This window comes from Archaeoglobus neptunius (assembly GCF_016757965.1).
In the GTDB taxonomy this organism is placed as follows: domain Archaea; phylum Halobacteriota; class Archaeoglobi; order Archaeoglobales; family Archaeoglobaceae; genus Archaeoglobus; species Archaeoglobus neptunius.
The window spans coordinates 79,110-99,232 of the sequence record NZ_JAEKIW010000003.1; the positions used below are offsets into that span (position 1 = coordinate 79,110).

Below are 20,123 nucleotides of genomic sequence, written 5' to 3' on the forward strand. Positions count from 1 at the left end.
TTCAGAGGGTTATAAAGATTTAGCCATCAAACAAAACAATTAAATCTCCGGAATCGAGGTAAATTGTGGAAAAAGTACTCCAGCTTGTAAGGCGGGGTGAAGGAGAGAATATTGAATTCAAAGAGTTTCTTACCTCTTACCACCTCAGGGAGGGTAGATTCAGGCAGCTTGCCTGTCAGATGAACCACAGGATCATAATGGGAAAGGGAAAGGCCATTTACGTTATTGGCGTTTCTGATTCCGGACAGATAAGAGGTATTGATGAGAGCAAGTTTGAGGAGACTGTTGAAATTCTGAAAAAGCTTGCTGAGGAGGTTGAAGCAGAGTTAAGCTCTGTAGAGAGATACAGCATTAATGACGGGCTCGTGGGCATAGTTGAAATCAGAAAAACAAATGCGAAAGAGCACATACTTGTCGGGACCGCCGGACACGTTGATCACGGTAAATCAACCCTTGTAGGCTGTCTGATCACAGGAAAACCGGATGATGGAGATGGTGCAACGAGAATTTATCTGGATGTTCTCAAGCACGAGATTGAAAGGGGATTGAGTGCAGAAATAAATTTTGCCGTTTTTGGATACAAGAATGGCAAAACCATAAGACTGAAAAATCCTGTAAGTAAGAGCGAGAAGGCTCTTGTGGTGGAAAACGCTGACAAGCTTGTCAGCTTCGTTGATACAGTGGGCCACGAACCATGGCTGAGAACTACGATAAGAGGTCTGCTGGGACAGAAAATAGATTACGGTCTGCTTGTGGTTGCTGCAAATGACGGAGTAATGAGGACAACAAGAGAGCATCTTGGAATCCTGCTTGCAATGGAGCTCCCTGTAATTGTGGCAATCACAAAGGCAGATATGGTTTCTGAAGACAGGTTAGAGGGAGTTATCCGGGAGGTTTTCTCCACACTCAGAAGGGTTGGCAGAATACCATTCCTCATGAAAAGTCCAGAAGATGCGGGCAAAGTTTCAGAGCTTATGGCAGAGAACAGACTTGTCGTTCCCGTTGTCGTGACCTCCGCTATAACTCTGGAAGGCTATGACATTCTTGAGGAGATCTTCTTCCACCTTCCAAAACGCTACGTGTCTGAAGAGGACTTTTTGATGTATATCGATAAGATCTACAGAGTTACGGGCGTTGGTACCGTTGTTAGCGGAAGTGTGAAGAGCGGTGAGCTGAGGGAAGGGGAGGAACTCTACATAGGGCCGTTTGAGGACGGAGAATTTAGAAAAGTGAGGGTCCAGAGCATCGAAATGCACCACTACAGGATCGATAGGGCAAAAAGCGGGGATATAATCGGAGTTGCGCTGAAAGGTGTGAGGTACGACGAATTGAGAAGAGGGATGGTTCTGAGCAAAAATGAACTCAATGCAGTCTGGGAATTCGATGCAGATGTTTACGTTTTCACTCATCCCACACTGATAAGTGCTGGCTACGAGCCAGTCATGCACGTCGAAACGATTTCGGAGACCGTTACATTCGTTGAGATCGACGGAGACTACCTGAAGTCCGGAGATAGAGGAAAGGTGAGGATGAGGTTCAAATACCGCCCGCATTATGTTTACGAAGGTCAGAAGTTTATTTTCCGTGAAGGAAGAAGCAAGGGGATGGGAGAGATAACAAAAATCTTCGTATAATGCTGAAAATAATATTTCCATTCAGAGCGGCGGAACCATCCATTGCAATCTCGGCTGGAACCGGGCTGTTGAAATCGGACAAAAACTGTAGAGATACATTTTTATAAATTGACCGCAAAAGTCCTCTCATGGAGGAAGGAGTGACGAGAATCGGTGTAAGCCTCCCAAAAAATCTTCTTGATGAGTTTGATAAGATCATATCAACAAGAGGCTATTCATCAAGGAGCGAAGCGATAAGAGATGCGATAAGAAACTACATTTCCGAGTACAAGTGGCTTGAAAGCGAAAAAGGGGAGGTCGTGGGAGCTCTCGTTGTTGTTTACGATCACAACGTAAAGGGTATCAGCGATATGATCATCGACTTTCAGCACGACTACAATGATGTCGTCACTTCAAGCACGCACATCCATCTGAACAGGGACCAGTGTCTGGAGTTGATTCTGGTTAAAGGCAGGATGGATGAGATAAGGGGTCTTGTGGACAAGCTCTCAGCGGCCCGAGGAGTGCTAAACGTCAAGCTTATTACGGCAGTGAAGAGATTTGAGTGACTAGGGCTCATAACTTGCAAATCCTCTGCAAATAAGGAAAACTGCTGCATATTCAGGGAGCTTCACCCTCCCCGGATAAACTCTGGTGTCAACATCTCCCAGTCTGAGATGCATTTTTCTGCTAACCTTTACAACCACCTCTTCACTGCCAAAGGCTACTGCTTCTTTAAGGGGATTGAAACTGTCGATATCCTCCACCTCTGTCACCTTCAGCCCGGTTTTCCCGTGAAGACTTCCAGGCAGCCTTATCAGCCGTCTGGTGTCTGCTGTTACGGGGGCATCTATGTGGACTCTCAAAACAGTCTCTGCATGATTTCTGAACTTATCCAATGCCTTCAAAGCCTTTTTTGTGAGCTTATCCTTTCTGAGATCTTTGACAGTTATTTTTAGCTCTTTAGCTAGGGACTCATCCTCCTCGAGCTTCTTTCTCATGTAGTTGAAGAACCTCCTTGCGGCATTAGAACTGGCAAATCTGCCGTCTTCAATCAGTACAGGTGAGTTTAAGGTCAGATAATCCACTATCTCCCTTCTCTCCGCACTCCCAAGCCTCAAAAACTCCTCATCGTGAACATGAACGTGATATCCTCTCCCACCAGAAAAGTAAACATCCATGTCCCTGACACCAAAATCTGTTTTCAATATATTTACTAGCTTTTTCAGCTCCCTTCTGGCTAGCTCGAGAGCCCTTTCAAAAGAGTTCGTTCTCACAGGCAGGTGATCCGCATCTATGTCGAAAATCAGATCTGCGCCGACCCATTCCTTGTCCTCCATTCTGGCCTCATCCGGTCTTTCATAGTATGCGGACGAGAAGTACACATGTGCAGGTATTTTCGAGAGCAAATACGCTCTGAACTCCTCATACGACCTGAATGAAATGTGTCTGAACATTACGAAATCAGGGAGAAGCTCCAGCGGTACAAAGGCAAATTCCCTTTTTCTGAAGTGGGGTGGAAGTGAAATGTCATTTTTAGAGTAAAACTCCTCAAACTTTTTCTCCAGATACAGCTTGGTCAGATCCATCGCTAGGCCCTCAGAATCTGCAACAAAACCCTTCTTTTCCTCCTCCTTGTATCGAAGTTGATTATGACCACCTGCTGCCACCTTCCCAGAATCAGCCTCCCATTCACGAATGGTACGAGCAAAGAGGGGCCAATAATGCTGGCCCTAACGTGTCCCGAGCCATTGTCGTCTCCCCATGTCCTGTGATGCTCGTAGTCCTCACCATACGGAGCAATTTTTTCCATTATTCTAGGAAGGTCTTTTTTCAACCCGGGTTCATACTCGATTGTGGTTACAGCCCCTGTTGAACCGATATTAAAAACCAGCACCGCCCCCTCATCAATCCCCATCCTCTCAACATACTCGTCCACAAATTTCCTTAGCTCTTCGGTGATGTCCGCCATATCTCCAAAACCATCGAGTTCCACCTCAATCTCCCTTATCATGCTCCCTCCCCCAGTAGTAGAAGGCAAGACCTCTGTAATTGAAAAGCTTACCATCAAAGTGATCCCCATAAAGTGGTTTCACTATGCAATCTGCCCCAATCTCTCCTGCAACTCTTAGAATGGCCGGAACTATTTCAGGTGGAGGCCTGATGGAATACACGAGGCTTGCTTTGTCGTATATCCACAATCTGGGACTGTTGATGTCATCAACAAAAAATCCCACACCATCCGGAACTTTCCTCCTTACAACATCTGTTGCAACAACGTGAAGTCCGGACTTCGCCAGCATCTCTGCTACAGCCGTAAAATTCCCGATTCCTACCTCAACAACCTTCCCCCTGTATCTCCCGGCGATAAATTCGGCAAGCCTCAGCATGAATAATCTATATATCTCAAAATGACAATTAAGTTTTGTGCAGAGCATAATTATCAGAGACTACAGCACCAGGGATTTCAAGGAGATTTTGGAGATAGATAAGGAAGCCTTCTCGCCGAGAAATCCGGCTTACGATGTTTACGTCTATCTGACCTACGGAAGTGACCTGCTTGTGGCCGATCTGGGGAATAAAATAGCTGGCTACATCGTTACCATGGACGTTGACGAAACCACGGGAAAAATCATAGCGTTTGCTGTCAGAAAGGAATTCAGGAGAATGGGGATCGGAAAGATCCTGCTCGGCAGTGCGATTAAAAGACTTGAGGGGCGAGGGAAAAAGAAAATTATTCTGGAAGTGCGGGTTTCAAATATACCTGCGCAAGAACTGTACAAAAAATTTGGATTTAAAGTTGCTGAGATTATTCCTGGTTACTACAGCGATGGTGAAGATGCCTATCTCATGATTCGCACATTTCAGGAACAATAGACTCTATGACTATTCTCAAATTCTCGTTCTCTATCAGGTCATCCGGGCTGCGCTCTTTAAACACTTCCGATATTCCCTTACACAGCAATAAAATTGCCTTTTTGTGGTCCGATTTGCTTTTGTGGATGTGTACAGGCTGTACACCCAGCTCATCATAGCTCCTGAAGTGGCCATTTGCAATGCCTGCATTTTCGAAAAGTTTTTTAACATGGTACAGTGTCATGTGCAGAAGGACGATTTCCTCTTTGTGCATGGGGCATCACTCCCTTCGGGTTGTACTCACGATAACTTAAAAACCTTTCTGCTGCTTAAAGGCTAACAAGCTTCTATAATGTTTTATTCTTAAAAATTAAGCCGGTAAAGAATTATCGAAATTTTAAATTTTTAAAAAATATTATTTATCCACCAGAGATTACTCTGATCACTTTAACTTCGCCAGGCTCCGCCACGTCATCTGTGGGTACCGGGAGCCCGTCCTTAACGACGACCACGGACTCAGGATTGATTCCAAGCGAATCCAGAATTTCCGAGTACCGCTGACCATTAACTTCAACTGTAACCTCCTTTTTATCAAAACCGATAAAATTAATTTTGAGCTTCATTCTTCCGGGAGAACCTCTTTTGATATCTCCTTAATGCTCTCTCCAGCACGGACGTTCTTTATTTCCGGTACAATACTTTCGATCAGCTTTTCATCTTTGCTAAAAAGCTTTCTCTTGCCCTTTCTCCTGTACTTTCTCCAGTTGAACCTCCTCATGGAATCACCCAATCTAATATAGTGTGAGAGGAAATAGAAATAGTTTTTGATTCAGACTGCACCTTCCGGATACCCTCAATCATAACACGCCCTTTGTTGGTGATCTGTCTTGTGAGAAAGCTTATCGATTAATGCAGAAGGGGATCAGATAGCTCAAGATAACATGAACGGTTTTAATGGACGTTAATTTGAAGTTACTGTCGGGTTGCTGGCGTTTTATGTCATTCTCGGCAGCACATCAGAAATCCACGAGAAAACTGTATATTTCCAAAAAAATTAAAAATGGCTTTCACACTACATGCAATCTTGATCGGGAGAATAAATGGGCTCGCCCGGATTCGAACCGGGGCTAAAAAGGGTTACTGGCTTTAACTTCCCCACTGAATTTCTCGATGAGCTTAAGAAGACTAAAATTGATCAAGGATACAAAGTAATTCAAAAGGCAATAGCTCACGGAAGAGTGAATGCAGAAACAATCAGGAAGTGGCATTTTAACTTCATGATAATCGAGAACGATGTTCCAGAATCCATAGCCGATTTTATTCAGGGAAGAAGGCCTGACAACCTCTTCATTCGGTATGTGTGCTCCACACTTCAAACAAACCCCACTTCCTCTTGAAACATTCCCCTCGGGAGCCTTACCCTCTTTGACCTCAAGCTTCAGCTCATCACCTTCAACTTCGTAAGCGAGATAAAGTTCCTTCTTTTTCGTTTTGGCAAGCTGCCATGAGCCAACCAGAGGAGTTTCAAAACCGCACTGCGGGCATTTAACCACCCAAGCAAATATGTAGGCTGCAACATCCTTCCTATCGTGCTTCGGATAAAATCTGCCGAGCTCCTCTTTCAGCTCGCTGAATATCTGCTCCGCATACTTCTTAACGTCATAATAGAGCTTCATCCCGTACTTCTTCGGATATTCAAGGGTGGCTTTGAGAATCAGGTAAGCAACGGGGTTGTAATCAACAGCCACAGCATTGCACCCAAGCCTTAAAGCTTCAAATGGAATAGAGCCTCCACCGGCAAAGGGATCGAGAACTGTGGGCATTTCCCCCCACGTTTTGATTATGGCGTCTTTCAGATACTCTGCTGGCGGATTCTGGGTGTGTGCTCTTGGGCCTTTACTGATATCTTTGGGTATTCGCAAAATATGCAGTAGGCTTGTTTTTAGATCACCATTTCCAAATGTTTTTGGCAGATTCTCTTTCGAAACTAAAGCCCCCAGAACTGCCGCTCTTGCGGTGATTAATGGCTTTCTCGCCCACCAGTAATGGAGTTCAAAGGTAGGAGCCCTTCCAAGCTTTTCCTTCTTAGCCTCCTCGCTAATCTCCTCAACCGGGATGAATTCCTCGATCAGCAGCCTCATCGGATCACCTATCTCAGGTTTTCAACATCTGAGATGAGTGTAATGCCCTCATTCCTGCAGGCTTCTTCATAATCAGTATCGAGACTCGCCAGAGCATCCAGTTCGTAGTGCTTGCAGGTTGCCAATATTAGGGCATCATTTGGAAGCAGCCCGTATTTCTGGATGAAATTATTTGAAATGCTCACAACCTCCCTATTGATCTCCAAAAAGTTCGCAAGCTTCAAAGCTGGGTATATCAGTTCTACAAACTTCTTACCGGCAGCAGAAACAAGTTCTCTATTTTTCTTCAAATCAGGGTACGATTTCTCGGAAAACGTTCTTATGAAGATGTATGCGACCTCTGAATAAACAACTTCGTTGATATACAGCTCTTCTCCAATCACTCTTTCCAGCAGGCTACTTGCATTCTTGTTTCCTTTAAAATGCTCTATGAAGATGTTACTGTCCAAAAATATCTTCATACATTTCAGCCTCAAGTTCCTGCCAAGATTTTTCTGTTTTGAGCACTCCTTTGGTCTTTTTCAGGGTTTCGAATCTTTTTATTGTATCCTCTACTTTCTTCTTCAGAATTTCCTCAATTTCTTTTTCAGAGCCTTCAAGCTCCTTGGGTATTCTTGCCTTAATCGTTATCTCGCCCATTTCCAGCACCTGTTTAACATAAGCTTTTAACCTTAAAAAATTACCTGAAAATGTCACTTTATCCACAGAATATCCGGATAAACTCCGTCAAACTCCTTGTCTCCAGTTACAATAACCCCTTTCCTGTCAATAGCAGTGGCAACAACAAAGGCATCAGCATAGGATAGTTTGTGAATGGCTTTAATTCTTGCAGCGATCAATGCAATACTCTCATCAACTCCAACGAACTCCAAATTCCACCTCTTCACGATGGCTATCGCCTCGTTTGCCTTTGAAACACCCAATTCTCTCGCAATGATGTAGTAAACCTCCCCAAGGTTGACGTAGTTCATGAATATCTTTACCTCTCCTCTCTCAGCCTTTTCAAGCAACTCCTCGACCTTATCCGCTCCCTCTTCATCGCCGAGATAGGCAAGAACTGCCATAGCATCAAGGACGTAGTTCACTTTCTCATCTCCCTCCTCTTCTCCTCCTCTTTGTATTCGGCAATTATCTCGTCCAGCTTCCTCTTGAATTTCACGAATCCCCTTCCCTTGGTTTCAGGGACTGGCACGATGACTATCTCACCTCCAAAATCAAGTATTTCAACTTCCTTTCCCGCTTCAATTTCGTATTTTTTCCTCAGTTCAGCGGGCAGAACAAGCTGCCCCTTGGTGGATACCTTTACTGGCATAATAATCTGTCTTACTTAATCAGTTATATGTTTTACCTTTGTGAATTACAGCAAACTTGTCTCAAGCTCCCATAGGTTATTCTCACTTTTGACTTAAATCTGAATCGAAACAAATTATTTATCTCTTCAAAGCTGAATGAATACGGGTGAAATTATGAACGAAGCACTCCTCCAAGAAATTTACAGCGAGATAAAAAAGATAAGAGAAAAACTCGAGCAGCTTGAAGAGCTCATAATACCGCCGGAGAAAGTTTCTGATGAGGAACTTCAGGAAATCAGGAAGCTGAAAGAAGAATCGTTAAAAGGAGAGCATGTTGATTGGGATGAGTTGAAGAGGGGGCTTGGTGTTTAGAGTCGTTGTTCACAAAAAGGTAAACAAGGAGCTGAAAAATCTACAAAATATTGATTAAACCAGCCCATACAGCACCCTGAAAGCGTAAGCTCCATTCTTCGTTGATGAGAGCTTCCATGCCCAGAAAAACACTTCTTCTGGCGGTAAATTGAGAACTACATCTATCAGCTTGTACCTCTGCTCCGCCTTCTTCATTGAGTTTAAAACTTTAAAGGCAACGTAAACCCTCATCGCCTTCTCAACGTCATCCGTTTTTTCCTGAATTTTGAGCTTCTTCATCAGTTTTTTAATCGCATCTTTTCTCCATGCAGTGGCTGAGGCTATTTTCATCCTGTAACTCTTCTCCCTGTTCTGGTAGCTCTCATACATCGTTATGTACTTAGGGGTTTCAACCACCTCGTAAACAGTATTTCTGATGGCGAGCATCATTCCACCCAGAACTGCTTCTCAGACTTTGTTGAAGTGAGCTCCTCCGCAAATATTCTGAAGTCATCGTTTATTTCAGCATCAGTTTCAAGTTCTATGGAGTATTCAGGATTTGCATCCAGCTCAGTAATTTTCTTGAGAATCTCCGCTATCACTCCTACCTTTTCAATCTCAGCTCCACATCTGAAAACAACGCTCCCCCTCACGTCAACCTTAATCCTGCCGGCAAGGTTGAGGAAAGATACGGCTCCAGATACACTCAGAGAGTCCTCTTTGAGATCTGAACCCTTACCAGCAATTCTCAGCAGCTTAACCTTCTTCCCCCTTAACTCCTCAAATTTCTCAATTAGGTTCTGAACGTCAACTTTCTCCATTTCGGGCATCGGTGGCGGAGATGGAGGTGCAGGAGTGCTAATCAACCTCTTCTTAATTTCTTCCACATAGTCGCTTTTGAAAATGAAATCTCCATCTTTACCAAACCCTGAAATTATTTCCTCAGTCTCATTTTCATTCACTTCAACCCCATCTTCCAGCTTTTTAACAAGAGATATTTTCCCACCATACAGCTCAAGCCTCTGAGATCTTTTCGCTGCATCAACGATATCTTTTCTGCTTAAATCCGGAATTGCTGACTCAATGTATGAAATTTCGGCATAGTTGCTGTCACCAAGCACTTCGAGAATTCTCTGGGCAATTCTGTCGGCTCTCTTTTTCTCCGCAGCTTCCAGCAGTTCTTCAGCAAATTCTTTTTTCAGGATGTAGTCCGAATCTCTGACATCCTGAATCTCACTGCGGATCTTCAAACTTCTAACTATTTCTTCACTTTTTGTAAGATCAACTTCCTCTGGTTTGCAAACCTCTCCTCTATATAATGCAAGCTCCCCATCTCTAACCAGCTCCTTTATGCTCCCTTTGAGGTATTTAGCAGGAACGAAAGGGTAGCTCGTCGAATTTGCTATTGTACTTATCAGCTCTGAAACCCTCATGTGCTCTCTTTCCATGCCCATAACTCCGTTAATGTAATCCACGCTTACCGAACTCAAAACCTTGCCCCATTTTCTTTCAAGTTCTTCAAAAATCCTTTCCGTGTATTTCGCCTTTTCATCGTAGGTTATCGGCGAAAGTTGCCTGACCACATGGTCATTCCTCTGGAAGAATCCAGTGTATGAGTAGAGGTTTACAAGCTTTTGAGCTGTTTTTGCGTAAATTCTTTCCTGTATTGACTTCAATTCCCTGAGGAATTCCTTATCCTTTGCCCTCTCCTTTTTAAGCTTCTCACAGGCAATGAGCTCTTTCACGTCATCCATAAAGGAAGGGATCTCCCAAGCAACCGGGAAAAGGAGTACAACTGAATTTCTGTTTGGAGTTGTAATCGATAACATGCTTGAGAAAATCCTGCTGTAAACCTCTCCAGCCACTACATCCTCGGATTCGCTTTCGTATTCTTTGGTCCTCTTCAAACTTGCATACAGCCTGAATACCTCTTCGTAATCAATTAAAAAGATGTTGAGCTTTTCCGGATTCGTACTGTCTCTCTTGATTTCCTTCTCAAAGATGTTAACTGAAACCACATCTGTAGAGGGGATTATCTTTCCAACAAGCTTTTTCTGCAGGTGAAGCTTCACCTCCTCATCCTTAACATCCTTAGCAGCATACCTCACAAGGGCTCTCGGATTCTCCTCGGTCTTGAAGTAGTATCTGTCAGTCCCCTCCGCTCTGAAGATGTGCGTGGCAATTTCATCGTACAATTTTTCGAGATACGCATCTATCGTTGAAGGGTTGAGACTCTCATCTCCCAGAACTTTAAATATTTGCCTGCTATTGGCACCTTTTTTGGTCTCATCCGGATAGAGAGAATAAAGATAAACTGCAGTGGCTACTCTCACGAAATTGCCAAATCTCGTTTTTCTATCCGCTATCTGTGCATGAGCCGTGCCTTCAGCCGTAGCAATGTCCGTTTGGATAACCTGATCAAGCTTTGCACCAAATACCTTGTCCGCAAGTTTTCTCATAAGTTCCGGATCGGATAGATCAACTTCCCCAGCTGAAATGAAGATGGTGGTTTCTGGAAGCTCATCTGCATGCCTCAGCAGATTTACAATAACCCTTGCCATTATCTTGAGAATCCCTCTCGTTCTTTGGAATTCCTCGTACATACCTATTCTACCAAAGAAAATCTCTTCTACGAGTTCCGGATTAAAAGGATAACATTCAAACAATCTTTCCTCACTGATGGACTCTCCGATACCAAGTTTTGTCACGTAAAGGTCGTGTAAAGCTTTAGCAGCCTCCTTTGCGTATTTTTCATCAATACTTTTCACAAATCTTTTCTTCAGAATTCTGATGATGTCTTCTTTGGCAACAGGAGCGATTTTGGTTGCCCCTCTTTCGGCAATGGTTGTTATATCCCTTAGAATTTCCGATTCTCTCTTGTATGCTTCACTCTCCGGTATCTAAGTATTACAATTGAAGTTCTTGTCGCCTCAACTGCAACGAAAAGAGAGTGAATGAATCCCTTGTTCTGAGCTACCCTTGCTTCATCATTCAATATCTTGGAAATGTAAACCACAAGCTCATCAAGCAGAAATACAACAGGTCTTCCTACTTTTCTGATAGCTGTCTCGATGTCTTGGGCTGTTGGTGGTGAGGTGCGGGATGCGAGAGTTTCATCTCCGAGGATTTTTCCTATGGCATTCCAAAGGTTCTCTTCTGCATCGATATTATGCCCATCTACAGCAACAATTTCAACATCAGGAATTGTTGAAATCCCAAGATCTCTCAGAATTTGCTTTATATCCTGATAATTCAGAGCGACATCCCTATTTTTAAACTGAAAAACAGTGCAGGGTCGAGATATATCGGATGTGCATTCCCATTCAAGAAGTTGGAGAATTCAACTTCGAAAATTGCCTCATTTATATTCGCATGTGGATCGGATGCAATCCTTACAAGCTCATCATCAAAAACAACTTTGTTCTCAAGAATTGCTCTTCTTAGAGATGGTGTTTCCAGCATTACCATGTTCCGTATTCCACTCTTTCCAAAATTAAGTTTTCTATTTGGCTGATAATGATGTGAATCCAAATGCTGATTTTGGAGGTTGAATCAACGTAATTTGTTTGATCAACTTTGACCACAAAACTGGATCCCGACATCTCAAACCTACTAAATTCGGGTTACTTTCACTTCAAAAACCTGCTGCAGGTGGTAAACTGTCTAAAAAACTACCTCTTTCACCACGAAATGTTTAAGACCTTTCCCCGATATTACGTTCATGCACGAACGTGTGCGAACGTATGGTGGATCAACATTTAGAGAAGAGATCTCGCCGAAAAGAGTCAGAGAACTCAAAGATTTGCACATTACAATTTCAAAGGAGAACTATATATTTCTAAAAGAAAATTTTAGAGGAAGGATTTCAGAGACATTCGATAAACTTGTGGGCTGGCTCAGGACTGGAGAGCCAGCAGAAATCCAGATTTTAAGAATAGGAGGTTTTAATGGGCTCGCCCGGATTCGAACCGGGGACCTCCTGCGTGTGAGGCAGGCGTCATAACCACTAGACCACGAGCCCTCATCATATCAGGAAGACACATGTTTATAACGTTTGCTCTGTAAATCCAATCTTCTTTGAAGTGTACGGCAAACTCGGGAAAGGTATAAATATCTTCTTAACAATGTTAATAACATGAAAAGTGTTGATTGTATAGGTCTTTACTGCCCTGAACCGGTATTCAGAACAAGAAAGGCCATAGAAGAGGCACGAGTTGGAGAAATAATAGAGGTTCTTGCAGACGATCCTGCAGCGGAGTCAGACATCCCAGTTCTGGTTAAAAAACTCGGTCAGGAACTGGTTGGATTTGAAAAAGATGATGACGGAATTCTTAAGTTTACCATCAGAGTGGTAAAGGAGGTGAGATAGAATGGCAAAGATCGTTTACGTTCAGACCAGCGGTACAGACACTCCTGAAAGGTTGTATGTGCCGTTCATACTGGCAATGACGGCAAAGGCGATGGGAGACGAGGCCATTATATACTTTGTCGTTAAGGGTGTAACTGTTGTAAAGAGAGGTAATGCTGAAAAGATAAAAATCGGTCAGTTTCCCACACTCAAAGAGGTGATGGATCAGGCAGTGCAGAGTGGGGTGGAGATGATGGTATGTGACCGGAGTTCTGAGCTTCTTGGAATTGATAGCGGGGAAATCGTCGAGGGTGTTAAGGTAGTCGGTGCTGCAACGCTAAACCAGCTTGTTCTGGAGGCCGACGCAGCCCTGTATTTCTGAGGTGATGGGAATGGCATATTTTGACTACGCTTCATCATCCCCTGTGGACAGGAGAGTTGTTGAGGCGATGCTGCCGTATATGACCGACCATTTTGGAAATCCATCGTCTGTCCATTCTTTCGGTTTCAAAGCTAGGGAGGCAATTGAGGAGGCAAGAGAAAAGGTTCTGCAGCTTATAGGCGGAAACGGTGATCTGGTATTTACATCTGGTGCTACCGAGGCCAACAATCTTGCATTAATAGGCTACGCAATGAGAAATTCAAAGAAGGGGAGACACATTCTTATCTCCTCTGTAGAACACATGTCCGTTATCAATCCGGCAAAATACCTGCAGAAGCAGGGATTTGAGGTGGAGTTCATACCCGTTAACGGCTTTGGGGAGGTGAAACTGGATTTTATCGAGGAAAAGCTCAGAGAAGATACAATCCTCGTATCGGTACAGCATGCCAATAGCGAAATCGGAACGATTCAGCCATTGGATGCCGTATCTGAAATTCTCGAAAAGAGTGACGCCGTGCTTCATGTTGACGCAACTGCGTCTGTCGGAAAAATTGATGTATCAAAACTCAACGCAGAGCTTATTACAATCTCATCCAACGATATCTACGGTCCAAAAGGAGTGGGGGCGCTTTTCATTGCAGAAAATGTCAGGATTCAGCCCCTGATTCTCGGTGGAGGGCAGGAAAAGGGTCTGAGGAGCGGGACTGAGAATGTTCCTGCAATAGTTGGTTTTGGAAAGGCTGCAGAGATAACGTCAAAAGAATGGAAAGACGACTCGGAGAGAATTAAAAAGCTCAGAGACAGGATAATTGAAAATGCCTTGAAAATTGAGGATAGCTATCTCAATGGTCATCCGGAGAGAAGATTGCCGAACAATGTGAATATCAGATTCAGCTACATCGAGGGTGAGTCAATAGTCTTAAGTCTGGATATGAACGGAATACAGGCCTCAACAGGCTCTGCATGCAGCTCCAAAACACTGCAGCCAAGCCACGTTTTGATGGCATGCGGTCTGAAACACGAAGAAGCCCACGGATCGTTGCTTCTAACCCTCGGAAAATACAACACGGATGAGGATGTGGATAAACTGCTCGAAGTGCTGCCGGGTATTATTGAGAGGTTGAGGAGCATGTCTCCTCTCTACAGGAGGTGATGTGGAATGTACAGCGACAAGGTTTTCGAACACTTCCAGAACCCGAGAAATGTTGGTAAGATAGAGGATGCTGATGGTGTTGGTACCGTGGGGAATCCGGTGTGTGGAGACCTGATGACCATCTATATCAAGGTTAAAGATGGCAGGATAGAGGATATAAAATTCCAGACTTTTGGCTGTGCTGCAGCCATAGCCACGAGCAGCATGGCAACAGAAATGGCAAAGGGTAAAACTATCGAAGAGGCTTTGCAGATAACCAGAGACGCTGTAGCTGAGGCACTTGGAGGTCTGCCAAAGCAGAAGATGCACTGCTCCAACCTTGCAGCAGATGCGCTCAGGCGTGCTATAGTTGATTACTTCAGAAAAAATGGAAACTTTGATAAAATAAAAGAACTTGGTCTCGAAAGGGAACTTGAAAAAATGGAAAAGGGAGAGATGGATGACCATGGAGAGTACTGTGAGGCCTGAGAGAGGGTGCAGATGAAGCCACACTGTGTGGTAATGGTGAAATACATTCTTCCCGCCTTGAGAGCGAAAGTGGCGGGAGAGCTGATAGAAAGAGGATACAGAGTAAAGGATGTTGCCGAACTTCTTGGACTGACTCAGGCGGCAGTATCACAGTATCTTAAGAGCAAAAGGGGGCAGAAGGGGATGGAAATAATCGAAAAATCTGACAGAGCTCTGAACGTTGTAAGCGAGCTTGTTGATGACCTTATTGCGGGCAAAACGACCATTGAGGACGAGGTTGAATATCTCTGCAGGGTGTGCGAAATTCTACGAAAAGAAAATATTATAGAGGAAGAACATGCCGTTTGAGCTTGAAAGAAGTGCTGCACGACTCAGATGTGATGTTTGCGGTAAGATTGCGAAGGATCCAATCGTTGTTAAGACGTGCTGCGTTGACAAACCGGTGACCTTTTGCGGCAGAAAATGCTACCAGAAATGGAAGGCCGGATGGATGAGGAGACAGGAGCAGATTGTTGACAAAAGAAAAAGGATTCTTTAGCTTCGAAATGCCTTAACGCATCTCAACTGGCTTTCCTTCGCCTGCCTGAGACTTTCTTTGAAGTCAACCATCCAGCTCTGCTCGATCAAACGCTTTGCCTCCTCCAGAACCACCCCGGGTACTGAAAGCAATTTTTTGGAGTACTCCTCAATGCCCTTCTCAAGATCATCAAAGATTTCATTGACAAGCCCAATAGCTCTGGCCTCCTCGGCCGTCACCTTTCGCCTTGTGAAAATAAGATCTCTCGCCACTCCATCACCAACCAGCCGTGGTAGAAGATATAGAGCTCCCATATCAGGTATTATGCCAAACTCTGGCTCTCTGATGAAAAACACAGTCCCGGGGGTGGCTATTCGAATATCTGCAGCAAGAGCAAGCTGCATCCCTCCACCTATGGCATACCTCTGCACAGCAGCCACCACAGGAATATGCAAATTTCTGAGTTCGTAAATTATTTCCTGAACGAAGTCAATGGACTCTGCAAACTCCTCCATATCCATGTTGACCATGCTCATCAGCAGGTTCCTGTCCAATCCAGCACAGAATGTATCCCCTTCACCGCTTATGATCAGAACTCTTGCGTCAGATTCCTTAACGGCATTAATGGCTTCTCTGAGTTCTGTCAAAAGCTGAATGTCCAGCGCATTTTTCTTTTCCGGACGGTTCAGACTTATTCTGGCCACATCAGCCAGGGTAAGTTTTATTTTTTCCATAAACCTGCAGTGAAAGACAAGTATTTAAAACTGCCTGACCACACCTCTTAAATATCCGCAAATGTACTATTATTTATGAAGAAAGTTCTGATCGTTGCCGGTGATGCAGTAGAAGCGCTTGAAATATTCTATCCATACTACAGGCTAAAGGAGGAAGGTTTTGAAGTTCACGTTGCCGCCCCTTCAAAGAAGGACCTTTTCACGGTCGTGCACGATTTCGAAGAGGGCTGGGAAACCTATACAGAAAAAAGAGGATACGTTTTCCGCTGGGTTGATCTGAGTTTTTCCGAAGTAAATCCCGAAGAGTACGACGGACTTTACATCCCGGGTGGTAGAGCCCCAGAGTACATTCGCACGTACCCAGAACTGGAAAGGATAGTAAAGCACTTCTTCGAAGCAAATAAACCCGTTGCCGCAATCTGTCATGGTCCTCAGATACTCGCAGCCTACGGCCTGCTGGAGGGCAGGAAGGGAACGTGTTATCTCGCTGTGAGGCCAGATCTGAAATCATGTGGGGCAGAATACGAGGACAGAGAAGTTGTGGTAGACGGAAATCTCGCAACAAGCAGGGCTTGGCCAGACCTTCCCGCCCTGATGAAAGAATTCATAAAGATGCTCAAAAAATAATTTTGCTAAACGTACTTTGCATATATCTCCGGAAATAGCTCGGCCTTTCCCGGCAAGCTGATAGCAGCCCTGTACTCGTCCACAAAATCCGCATCTGTTGCTAGGTCGAAGTATGCAAACATTGCCGCTATTGTATCTGCCAGCTCTCTTTTTCTTCTTGATGTCAGAACCATGTACGCCCCAGCCAGAGAACCGTTGCCTATCTGGTGGACTCTGGCCCTCATCTCCGGGAACAAACCTATGGTTACCGCATTGTCGAAATCTATGTAGTAGCCGAAGGCACCAGCGATATAAAAGTCGTCAATATCCTTCATGCTTAACCCGGCCTTTTTCACAAGCACGGCAATTCCCGCACACACTGCAGCCTTAGATTTTATCAGCGTCTCTATATCTTTCTCTGTAAACGTTATGGGCTTCCCGGTTGCAGATTCATCAGCCTCAGCAACCACGAACTCCGCCCCATCTTCCGTTAGAATGACTCTCGGGTGATCTCTCTTCAACGTTCCCTGTACATCCACAATGCCATTCTTGAAGAGTTCCGCCAGTAGATCGATCAAACCGCTCCCACAGATGCTCCTGGGTTTTGTATTCCCTACGACGGAGTAAACCACCTCATCTCCCTCAATTTTGACGTGGTCTATTGCCCCTTCAACAGCCCTGCTACCATGTTTTATCTCGTAGCCCTCAAAAGCCGGACCACTTGCAACGCTTGTGGCCATGGCCCAGCCTTCACTTCCTATGACTATCTCTCCATTCGTTCCGAGATCAACCATCAGGGATATTGTCGCAGAGTCTACGATTTTCGATGCTATAATGTCTCCGACGATATCGCCACCGATGAATCTCCCAACGGAGGGAAGAGCATAGAAGCCTGCCTTATCATTGACTCTCAACCCCAGTTCGATGCCCCGATACTCGTATCCCTTCCTGTTCAGCTTCACGTCGGATGAGGAGAACAGATACTCAACATCCTTGCCAATAAGAAAGTGCGTCATTAGTGTATTACCGGCCGCAACAACATCGTATATCCTATCTGGAGATGCATAGCCCTCGAGCAGATTCTCAACCAACCGGTTTATGGAGTCCACAACAGCTTTCTGCAAAATCATGATCCCATCACGTCTGCTTCTGGCAAATTCAACCCTGCTCAGTACCTCTTCACCGTAGATTATCTGTCCGTTGTAGTCGGATGCTATGTTCAAAATTCTTCCGTCTGTTAAATCAACCAGGGCAGCAACGATTGTGGTTGTACCCACATCTATGGCCAGACCGTACACCTCTGCTTTCCCCGGAAGAACGTCTATTACGTTACCATTTCTGATCACCAGAGTCAGCTCACCTTCCTCAACCTCAGGAGTTATGCTGAGTCTGTAACCTTTTTCGCTAAGAATTTCCGGCAGAAATGCATCGGTATAATGCTCAACCCTTACAGCGGGATTAAAATCTCTCTCCTCAACAAAAAACTCTTTAAGGATCTGCTGCTTTTCAAGCCTCGATTCTGGAGGGATAAACACCTCAACATCACCAACAACAGCAGTCTGACAGGCCAAATAATATCCTTCATCCTTTATAAATTTCTCATGTGCCTCCTCGCTTATAACCTGAACTTCCCCCTTTCTGACCGCAACCCTGCACTTCCCGCAACTTCCCTTTCCGCCGCATAAACTTCTTATTCCCTCACCAACATCCTGTGCTGCAGAGAGGATCGTTCTACCCTTTTCCACCTCAACTCTTTTGCCGGAAGGGAGAAACGTGATCAAAGGCATGGAATTTTCTAATCAAAAAAGATATTTAGCCCTTTCCTTACATTGGTTATGGAAATTGCAATTGTTTATTCAAGAAACATAATCACAGAATTAATCCCTGCCTCAGGCAGATTCGAGGTTCTTCTCGAATTTCCGGTTAAATTTGAGATGCCGGGGGAGGTTGAAGTTGAGCCCCTTCTCCTTAAATTTCACGATCCTGGATACGTTACCGAAATGAAGAATCATCCGTTTTATCATGCGGCTGTTGAAAACGTGAGGTGCATCGCTAAGGGTGTTGAGATCCTGAAAAGCTACAGTACAGTGGTCGTGCCGGTAACCGCTGCCGGACATTTGGCCGAGAGGGACAGAATGCGGGGATACTGTCTTTTCAACGGTCTCGCAATAGCCGCAAGCCTTATGAGCGAGCAAACCGAAAAAGTCGCCATCATCGAGACTGATGCTCATCACGGTGTGGCTGCAATTGTTTCTTCTGAGAAGGTCGAAGTTTTCTGCCTGGGCGGGAGGAAGTGCAGGATATCCGACGACCTGAGATGTGTTCTGGGCAGACAGGTTGGGAAGAGATACGTGGAGAGTTTTGAAAAAATGGTTGAGAGAGTTAAGAGATACGAACCCCGCGGAATCATCTGGTATCTCGGTGCGGACATAGACAGCAGGGAGTACTCCGAAATGGAACTCGATGTAGAGGATGTCAAAGCTATTATGGCTAGGATGGCTGAAGTTGCAAAAGGTAAGAAGCTGCTCATCCTCCTGTCTTCAGGATCGAAACCCGAGGTGATTAGGGACTTTGTAGCGGGTATAGTGAACGTCTTTAAAAAATAATTTATTTGCATGCTTTGGTCACGGCCTCATGAAAATCGCCCTCCGGAACAGAATAAAACTACAGACGCCAATCCAGTAGTCAAAGGATCTGAAGCAGAAGAAAATGTGCCCGGACCCGGATTTGAACCGGGGACTATGCGGTCTTCAGCCGCACGCTCTCCCTGGCTGAGCTACCCGGGCTCAGCTAAACATCGATCGAAGGTATTTTAATATTTTTGGTCGACTCTTGGGTAAAATAATTTAAGTCAGACCGTTCCATGAAAACCATGGAAAAACTCTCTCATCTGCTGGAGCACTGGCTCGAACACAGTCGTGAGCACACGATGAAATACGAGGAGTGGGCGGATAAAATTGCTGACGAAGCACCTGAAGTTTCTGAACTGCTTAAAAGTGCTGCAGAAAAATTCAGAGAAGGTGAGGCAATACTGGAGAATGCGCTGAGGAAGGTGAGACATGTTTGAGGTGAAGGTTGAGTCTGAGGATGGAGTTTGCAAAATAAAACTCTTCCCTTCAGACCCCGAACTGGAAATTGGAGGATACGGAAGAGATGACATACTCGTCTTTAAAGGAGCCCCGGTCAGCATATCGGCTCTCGAGAAAATGCTGGAGAGGGAATTCGGAAATACCATTATAACGCTGAAGGGAGGGTCAGTTGAGGTTGAAGTCCAGAGGACTGACTGTATGCTCTTGATAGAGGAAGTAGCGGATGCAATTAGAGAAATGATGGAAAATGCTGCCAGAGATCTTGATGAAATAGAAGATGCCATAAAGAGATCTCTTGAAAAATTTGTCAGAAGGTCGGTAGGGCGAAACGGAGATTAGCCCTTGACCATCCTTGCCAGAATGACGAGTCCTGCTAACACTAGCGAGATTACAATTGAAACGGTCAGGCTAAAGCCGGAGTAGTGGAGAACGAGGAGAACTACTGCAAACGTCATTACTCCACTGCCCACCACGGAGAGCAGATTGAGACTTTTAAAAAGTTCATTTCTCGTTCTTTCATTCATAGATTTTGCCAGACGTTCTCGTATTTGTCTTTTACCACAGTATTTATTT

The 20,123-nt window shown here is 44.6% G+C and carries 31 protein-coding genes, 2 tRNA genes and 1 pseudogene; 15 read left to right on the forward strand and 19 right to left on the reverse strand.

Annotated elements, in window-relative coordinates; genetic code table 11:
- Positions 1–65: 65 nt before the first annotated feature.
- Both JFQ59_RS02710 and nikR read left to right on the forward strand, forming a co-directional pair.
- Positions 66–1,634 carry a GTPBP1 family GTP-binding protein gene (locus tag JFQ59_RS02710; protein ID WP_202318880.1) on the forward strand — a complete coding sequence of 523 codons (1,569 nt, stop codon included), beginning with the start codon at positions 66–68 and terminating at the stop codon, positions 1,632–1,634.
- A 128-nt stretch (positions 1,635–1,762) separates the two neighbouring features.
- Entirely contained in the window at positions 1,763–2,182 is a 420-nt protein-coding gene (gene nikR, locus JFQ59_RS02715) for a nickel-responsive transcriptional regulator NikR (RefSeq protein ID WP_202318881.1), read from the forward strand.
- Here the strand turns inward: nikR and priS are convergent, their stop codons facing one another.
- The 3 genes from priS to JFQ59_RS02730 are packed head-to-tail and all read right to left on the reverse strand — an operon-like array spanning position 2,183 to position 4,003.
- Positions 2,183–3,202, reverse strand: a complete 1,020-nt coding sequence (gene priS, locus JFQ59_RS02720) for a DNA primase catalytic subunit PriS (protein ID WP_202318882.1) — start codon at positions 3,200–3,202, stop codon at positions 2,183–2,185.
- Positions 3,203–3,204: 2 nt separating this feature from the next.
- Positions 3,205–3,627, reverse strand: coding sequence for a secondary thiamine-phosphate synthase enzyme YjbQ (locus tag JFQ59_RS02725; RefSeq protein ID WP_202318883.1), 423 nt, complete (start codon positions 3,625–3,627; stop codon positions 3,205–3,207).
- Complete coding sequence (locus JFQ59_RS02730; RefSeq protein ID WP_202318884.1) at positions 3,611–4,003, reverse strand: UPF0146 family protein; 393 nt, start codon at positions 4,001–4,003, stop codon at positions 3,611–3,613. Before JFQ59_RS02730 ends, JFQ59_RS02725 begins: the two co-directional genes overlap by 17 nt.
- 37 nt (positions 4,004–4,040) lie before the next feature.
- On the opposite strand from JFQ59_RS02730, the gene rimI reads away from it, so the two are divergent.
- On the forward strand, positions 4,041–4,490 hold the full coding sequence (gene rimI, locus JFQ59_RS02735; RefSeq protein ID WP_330999830.1) for a ribosomal protein S18-alanine N-acetyltransferase: 450 nt from the start codon (positions 4,041–4,043) through the stop codon (positions 4,488–4,490).
- On the opposite strand, the gene JFQ59_RS02740 is transcribed toward rimI, so the two are convergent.
- The 3 genes from JFQ59_RS02740 to JFQ59_RS02750 form a co-directional block, all read right to left on the reverse strand.
- Positions 4,462–4,743, reverse strand: coding sequence for a UPF0058 family protein (locus JFQ59_RS02740; RefSeq protein ID WP_202318885.1), 282 nt, complete (start codon positions 4,741–4,743; stop codon positions 4,462–4,464). The two genes, rimI and JFQ59_RS02740, sit on opposite strands and share 29 nt — an antisense overlap.
- A gap of 145 nt (positions 4,744–4,888) precedes the next feature.
- Positions 4,889–5,092: a ubiquitin family protein gene (locus JFQ59_RS02745; RefSeq protein WP_202318886.1), complete on the reverse strand. Its 204-nt coding sequence runs from the start codon at positions 5,090–5,092 to the stop codon at positions 4,889–4,891.
- The gene (locus tag JFQ59_RS02750; RefSeq protein ID WP_202318887.1) at positions 5,089–5,247 is read right to left on the reverse strand and encodes a hypothetical protein; all 159 of its coding nucleotides are present in this window, start codon (positions 5,245–5,247) and stop codon (positions 5,089–5,091) included. The genes JFQ59_RS02745 and JFQ59_RS02750 overlap by 4 nt, the downstream gene beginning before the upstream one ends.
- Before the next feature lie 322 nt (positions 5,248–5,569).
- On the opposite strand from JFQ59_RS02750, the gene JFQ59_RS12745 reads away from it, so the two are divergent.
- A complete protein-coding gene (locus tag JFQ59_RS12745) occupies positions 5,570–5,866 on the forward strand; it encodes an integrase (protein ID WP_202319004.1) in 297 nt (98 codons plus the stop codon).
- Positions 5,867–6,106: 240 nt separating this feature from the next.
- Here JFQ59_RS12745 and JFQ59_RS12750 read toward each other — a convergent pair.
- The 5 genes and pseudogenes from JFQ59_RS12750 to JFQ59_RS02780 form a co-directional block, all read right to left on the reverse strand.
- Positions 6,107–6,610: pseudogene (locus tag JFQ59_RS12750) on the reverse strand (DUF1156 domain-containing protein); the annotation flags it as partial.
- A gap of 8 nt (positions 6,611–6,618) precedes the next feature.
- Positions 6,619–7,071, reverse strand: a complete 453-nt coding sequence (locus JFQ59_RS02765; protein WP_202318888.1) for a type II toxin-antitoxin system VapC family toxin — start codon at positions 7,069–7,071, stop codon at positions 6,619–6,621.
- A complete protein-coding gene (locus tag JFQ59_RS02770; protein WP_202318889.1) occupies positions 7,049–7,315 on the reverse strand; it encodes a hypothetical protein in 267 nt (88 codons plus the stop codon). The genes JFQ59_RS02765 and JFQ59_RS02770 overlap by 23 nt, the downstream gene beginning before the upstream one ends.
- On the reverse strand, positions 7,303–7,695 hold the full coding sequence (locus JFQ59_RS02775; protein ID WP_202318890.1) for a type II toxin-antitoxin system VapC family toxin: 393 nt from the start codon (positions 7,693–7,695) through the stop codon (positions 7,303–7,305). Before JFQ59_RS02775 ends, JFQ59_RS02770 begins: the two co-directional genes overlap by 13 nt.
- The gene (locus JFQ59_RS02780) at positions 7,692–7,922 is read right to left on the reverse strand and encodes an AbrB/MazE/SpoVT family DNA-binding domain-containing protein (RefSeq protein WP_202318891.1); all 231 of its coding nucleotides are present in this window, start codon (positions 7,920–7,922) and stop codon (positions 7,692–7,694) included. The genes JFQ59_RS02775 and JFQ59_RS02780 overlap by 4 nt, the downstream gene beginning before the upstream one ends.
- Positions 7,923–8,076: 154 nt before the next feature.
- On the opposite strand from JFQ59_RS02780, the gene JFQ59_RS02785 reads away from it, so the two are divergent.
- Positions 8,077–8,274, forward strand: a complete 198-nt coding sequence (locus JFQ59_RS02785) for a hypothetical protein (protein WP_202318892.1) — start codon at positions 8,077–8,079, stop codon at positions 8,272–8,274.
- A 54-nt stretch (positions 8,275–8,328) separates the two neighbouring features.
- On the opposite strand, the gene JFQ59_RS02790 is transcribed toward JFQ59_RS02785, so the two are convergent.
- The 4 genes from JFQ59_RS02790 to JFQ59_RS02805 form a co-directional block, all read right to left on the reverse strand.
- Positions 8,329–8,703, reverse strand: coding sequence for a hypothetical protein (locus JFQ59_RS02790; RefSeq protein ID WP_202318893.1), 375 nt, complete (start codon positions 8,701–8,703; stop codon positions 8,329–8,331).
- Positions 8,700–11,021, reverse strand: coding sequence for an ATP-binding protein (locus JFQ59_RS02795; RefSeq protein ID WP_202318894.1), 2,322 nt, complete (start codon positions 11,019–11,021; stop codon positions 8,700–8,702). Before JFQ59_RS02795 ends, JFQ59_RS02790 begins: the two co-directional genes overlap by 4 nt.
- Positions 11,022–11,505: 484 nt before the next feature.
- Positions 11,506–11,721 carry a hypothetical protein gene (locus JFQ59_RS02800; RefSeq protein ID WP_202318895.1) on the reverse strand — a complete coding sequence of 72 codons (216 nt, stop codon included), beginning with the start codon at positions 11,719–11,721 and terminating at the stop codon, positions 11,506–11,508.
- A gap of 480 nt (positions 11,722–12,201) precedes the next feature.
- A tRNA-Val gene (locus JFQ59_RS02805) sits at positions 12,202–12,274 on the reverse strand.
- Between the two features lie 114 nt (positions 12,275–12,388).
- On the opposite strand from JFQ59_RS02805, the gene JFQ59_RS02810 reads away from it, so the two are divergent.
- The 6 genes from JFQ59_RS02810 to JFQ59_RS02835 are packed head-to-tail and all read left to right on the forward strand — an operon-like array spanning position 12,389 to position 15,142.
- Positions 12,389–12,622: a sulfurtransferase TusA family protein gene (locus JFQ59_RS02810; RefSeq protein ID WP_202318896.1), complete on the forward strand. Its 234-nt coding sequence runs from the start codon at positions 12,389–12,391 to the stop codon at positions 12,620–12,622.
- 1 nt (position 12,623) lies between these two features.
- A complete protein-coding gene (locus tag JFQ59_RS02815; RefSeq protein WP_202318897.1) occupies positions 12,624–12,983 on the forward strand; it encodes a DsrE family protein in 360 nt (119 codons plus the stop codon).
- Between the two features lie 10 nt (positions 12,984–12,993).
- A complete protein-coding gene (locus JFQ59_RS02820; RefSeq protein ID WP_202318898.1) occupies positions 12,994–14,136 on the forward strand; it encodes a cysteine desulfurase family protein in 1,143 nt (380 codons plus the stop codon).
- A 6-nt stretch (positions 14,137–14,142) separates the two neighbouring features.
- Positions 14,143–14,604, forward strand: a complete 462-nt coding sequence (nifU, locus tag JFQ59_RS02825) for a Fe-S cluster assembly scaffold protein NifU (RefSeq protein ID WP_202318899.1) — start codon at positions 14,143–14,145, stop codon at positions 14,602–14,604.
- A 12-nt stretch (positions 14,605–14,616) separates the two neighbouring features.
- Positions 14,617–14,952, forward strand: a complete 336-nt coding sequence (locus JFQ59_RS02830; RefSeq protein ID WP_202318900.1) for a transcriptional regulator — start codon at positions 14,617–14,619, stop codon at positions 14,950–14,952.
- Positions 14,942–15,142, forward strand: coding sequence for a hypothetical protein (locus tag JFQ59_RS02835; protein WP_202318901.1), 201 nt, complete (start codon positions 14,942–14,944; stop codon positions 15,140–15,142). The genes JFQ59_RS02830 and JFQ59_RS02835 overlap by 11 nt, the downstream gene beginning before the upstream one ends.
- On the opposite strand, the gene JFQ59_RS02840 is transcribed toward JFQ59_RS02835, so the two are convergent.
- On the reverse strand, positions 15,139–15,855 hold the full coding sequence (locus tag JFQ59_RS02840) for an enoyl-CoA hydratase/isomerase family protein (protein WP_202318902.1): 717 nt from the start codon (positions 15,853–15,855) through the stop codon (positions 15,139–15,141). The genes JFQ59_RS02835 and JFQ59_RS02840 overlap by 4 nt on opposite strands.
- A gap of 75 nt (positions 15,856–15,930) precedes the next feature.
- Between JFQ59_RS02840 and JFQ59_RS02845 the strand changes: the two genes are divergently transcribed.
- Positions 15,931–16,482 (forward strand): DJ-1/PfpI family protein, encoded by a 552-nt coding sequence (locus JFQ59_RS02845; RefSeq protein ID WP_202318903.1) that lies wholly within the window; start codon positions 15,931–15,933, stop codon positions 16,480–16,482.
- Positions 16,483–16,487: 5 nt separating this feature from the next.
- On the opposite strand, the gene JFQ59_RS02850 is transcribed toward JFQ59_RS02845, so the two are convergent.
- Entirely contained in the window at positions 16,488–18,248 is a 1,761-nt protein-coding gene (locus JFQ59_RS02850) for an ASKHA domain-containing protein (RefSeq protein ID WP_202318904.1), read from the reverse strand.
- A gap of 48 nt (positions 18,249–18,296) precedes the next feature.
- Between JFQ59_RS02850 and JFQ59_RS02855 the strand changes: the two genes are divergently transcribed.
- Entirely contained in the window at positions 18,297–19,067 is a 771-nt protein-coding gene (locus JFQ59_RS02855; RefSeq protein WP_202318905.1) for a hypothetical protein, read from the forward strand.
- Between the two features lie 106 nt (positions 19,068–19,173).
- Here the strand turns inward: JFQ59_RS02855 and JFQ59_RS02860 are convergent.
- A tRNA-Phe gene (locus tag JFQ59_RS02860) sits at positions 19,174–19,247 on the reverse strand.
- Between the two features lie 86 nt (positions 19,248–19,333).
- Between JFQ59_RS02860 and JFQ59_RS02865 the strand changes: the two genes are divergently transcribed.
- Entirely contained in the window at positions 19,334–19,528 is a 195-nt protein-coding gene (locus tag JFQ59_RS02865) for a hypothetical protein (RefSeq protein ID WP_202318906.1), read from the forward strand.
- Entirely contained in the window at positions 19,521–19,889 is a 369-nt protein-coding gene (locus JFQ59_RS02870) for a hypothetical protein (RefSeq protein WP_202318907.1), read from the forward strand. The genes JFQ59_RS02865 and JFQ59_RS02870 overlap by 8 nt, the downstream gene beginning before the upstream one ends.
- On the opposite strand, the gene JFQ59_RS02875 is transcribed toward JFQ59_RS02870, so the two are convergent.
- Positions 19,886–20,074: a hypothetical protein gene (locus JFQ59_RS02875; protein WP_202318908.1), complete on the reverse strand. Its 189-nt coding sequence runs from the start codon at positions 20,072–20,074 to the stop codon at positions 19,886–19,888. The genes JFQ59_RS02870 and JFQ59_RS02875 overlap by 4 nt on opposite strands.
- Between the last annotated feature and the right edge of the window lie 49 nt (positions 20,075–20,123).

Bases quoted from the DNA above. Each gene is read 5' to 3' on its own strand.
- nikR (WP_202318881.1), top strand. From the start codon at position 1,763: ATGGAGGAAGGAGTGACGAGAATCGGTGTAAGCCTCCCAAAAAATCTT.
- priS (WP_202318882.1), bottom strand. From the start codon at position 3,202: ATGGATCTGACCAAGCTGTATCTGGAGAAAAAGTTTGAGGAGTTTTAC.
- JFQ59_RS02725 (WP_202318883.1), bottom strand. From the start codon at position 3,627: ATGATAAGGGAGATTGAGGTGGAACTCGATGGTTTTGGAGATATGGCG.
- JFQ59_RS02730 (WP_202318884.1), bottom strand. From the start codon at position 4,003: ATGCTGAGGCTTGCCGAATTTATCGCCGGGAGATACAGGGGGAAGGTT.
- JFQ59_RS02740 (WP_202318885.1), bottom strand. From the start codon at position 4,743: ATGCACAAAGAGGAAATCGTCCTTCTGCACATGACACTGTACCATGTT.
- JFQ59_RS02745 (WP_202318886.1), bottom strand. From the start codon at position 5,092: ATGAAGCTCAAAATTAATTTTATCGGTTTTGATAAAAAGGAGGTTACA.
- JFQ59_RS02750 (WP_202318887.1), bottom strand. From the start codon at position 5,247: ATGAGGAGGTTCAACTGGAGAAAGTACAGGAGAAAGGGCAAGAGAAAG.
- JFQ59_RS12745 (WP_202319004.1), top strand. From the start codon at position 5,570: ATGGGCTCGCCCGGATTCGAACCGGGGCTAAAAAGGGTTACTGGCTTT.
- JFQ59_RS02765 (WP_202318888.1), bottom strand. From the start codon at position 7,071: ATGAAGATATTTTTGGACAGTAACATCTTCATAGAGCATTTTAAAGGA.
- JFQ59_RS02780 (WP_202318891.1), bottom strand. From the start codon at position 7,922: ATGCCAGTAAAGGTATCCACCAAGGGGCAGCTTGTTCTGCCCGCTGAA.
- JFQ59_RS02785 (WP_202318892.1), top strand. From the start codon at position 8,077: ATGAACGAAGCACTCCTCCAAGAAATTTACAGCGAGATAAAAAAGATA.
- JFQ59_RS02790 (WP_202318893.1), bottom strand. From the start codon at position 8,703: ATGATGCTCGCCATCAGAAATACTGTTTACGAGGTGGTTGAAACCCCT.
- JFQ59_RS02800 (WP_202318895.1), bottom strand. From the start codon at position 11,721: ATGGTAATGCTGGAAACACCATCTCTAAGAAGAGCAATTCTTGAGAAC.
- JFQ59_RS02810 (WP_202318896.1), top strand. From the start codon at position 12,389: ATGAAAAGTGTTGATTGTATAGGTCTTTACTGCCCTGAACCGGTATTC.
- JFQ59_RS02815 (WP_202318897.1), top strand. From the start codon at position 12,624: ATGGCAAAGATCGTTTACGTTCAGACCAGCGGTACAGACACTCCTGAA.
- JFQ59_RS02820 (WP_202318898.1), top strand. From the start codon at position 12,994: ATGGCATATTTTGACTACGCTTCATCATCCCCTGTGGACAGGAGAGTT.
- nifU (WP_202318899.1), top strand. From the start codon at position 14,143: ATGTACAGCGACAAGGTTTTCGAACACTTCCAGAACCCGAGAAATGTT.
- JFQ59_RS02830 (WP_202318900.1), top strand. From the start codon at position 14,617: ATGAAGCCACACTGTGTGGTAATGGTGAAATACATTCTTCCCGCCTTG.
- JFQ59_RS02835 (WP_202318901.1), top strand. From the start codon at position 14,942: ATGCCGTTTGAGCTTGAAAGAAGTGCTGCACGACTCAGATGTGATGTT.
- JFQ59_RS02840 (WP_202318902.1), bottom strand. From the start codon at position 15,855: ATGGAAAAAATAAAACTTACCCTGGCTGATGTGGCCAGAATAAGTCTG.
- JFQ59_RS02845 (WP_202318903.1), top strand. From the start codon at position 15,931: ATGAAGAAAGTTCTGATCGTTGCCGGTGATGCAGTAGAAGCGCTTGAA.
- JFQ59_RS02850 (WP_202318904.1), bottom strand. From the start codon at position 18,248: ATGCCTTTGATCACGTTTCTCCCTTCCGGCAAAAGAGTTGAGGTGGAA.
- JFQ59_RS02855 (WP_202318905.1), top strand. From the start codon at position 18,297: ATGGAAATTGCAATTGTTTATTCAAGAAACATAATCACAGAATTAATC.
- JFQ59_RS02865 (WP_202318906.1), top strand. From the start codon at position 19,334: ATGGAAAAACTCTCTCATCTGCTGGAGCACTGGCTCGAACACAGTCGT.
- JFQ59_RS02870 (WP_202318907.1), top strand. From the start codon at position 19,521: ATGTTTGAGGTGAAGGTTGAGTCTGAGGATGGAGTTTGCAAAATAAAA.
- JFQ59_RS02875 (WP_202318908.1), bottom strand. From the start codon at position 20,074: ATGAATGAAAGAACGAGAAATGAACTTTTTAAAAGTCTCAATCTGCTC.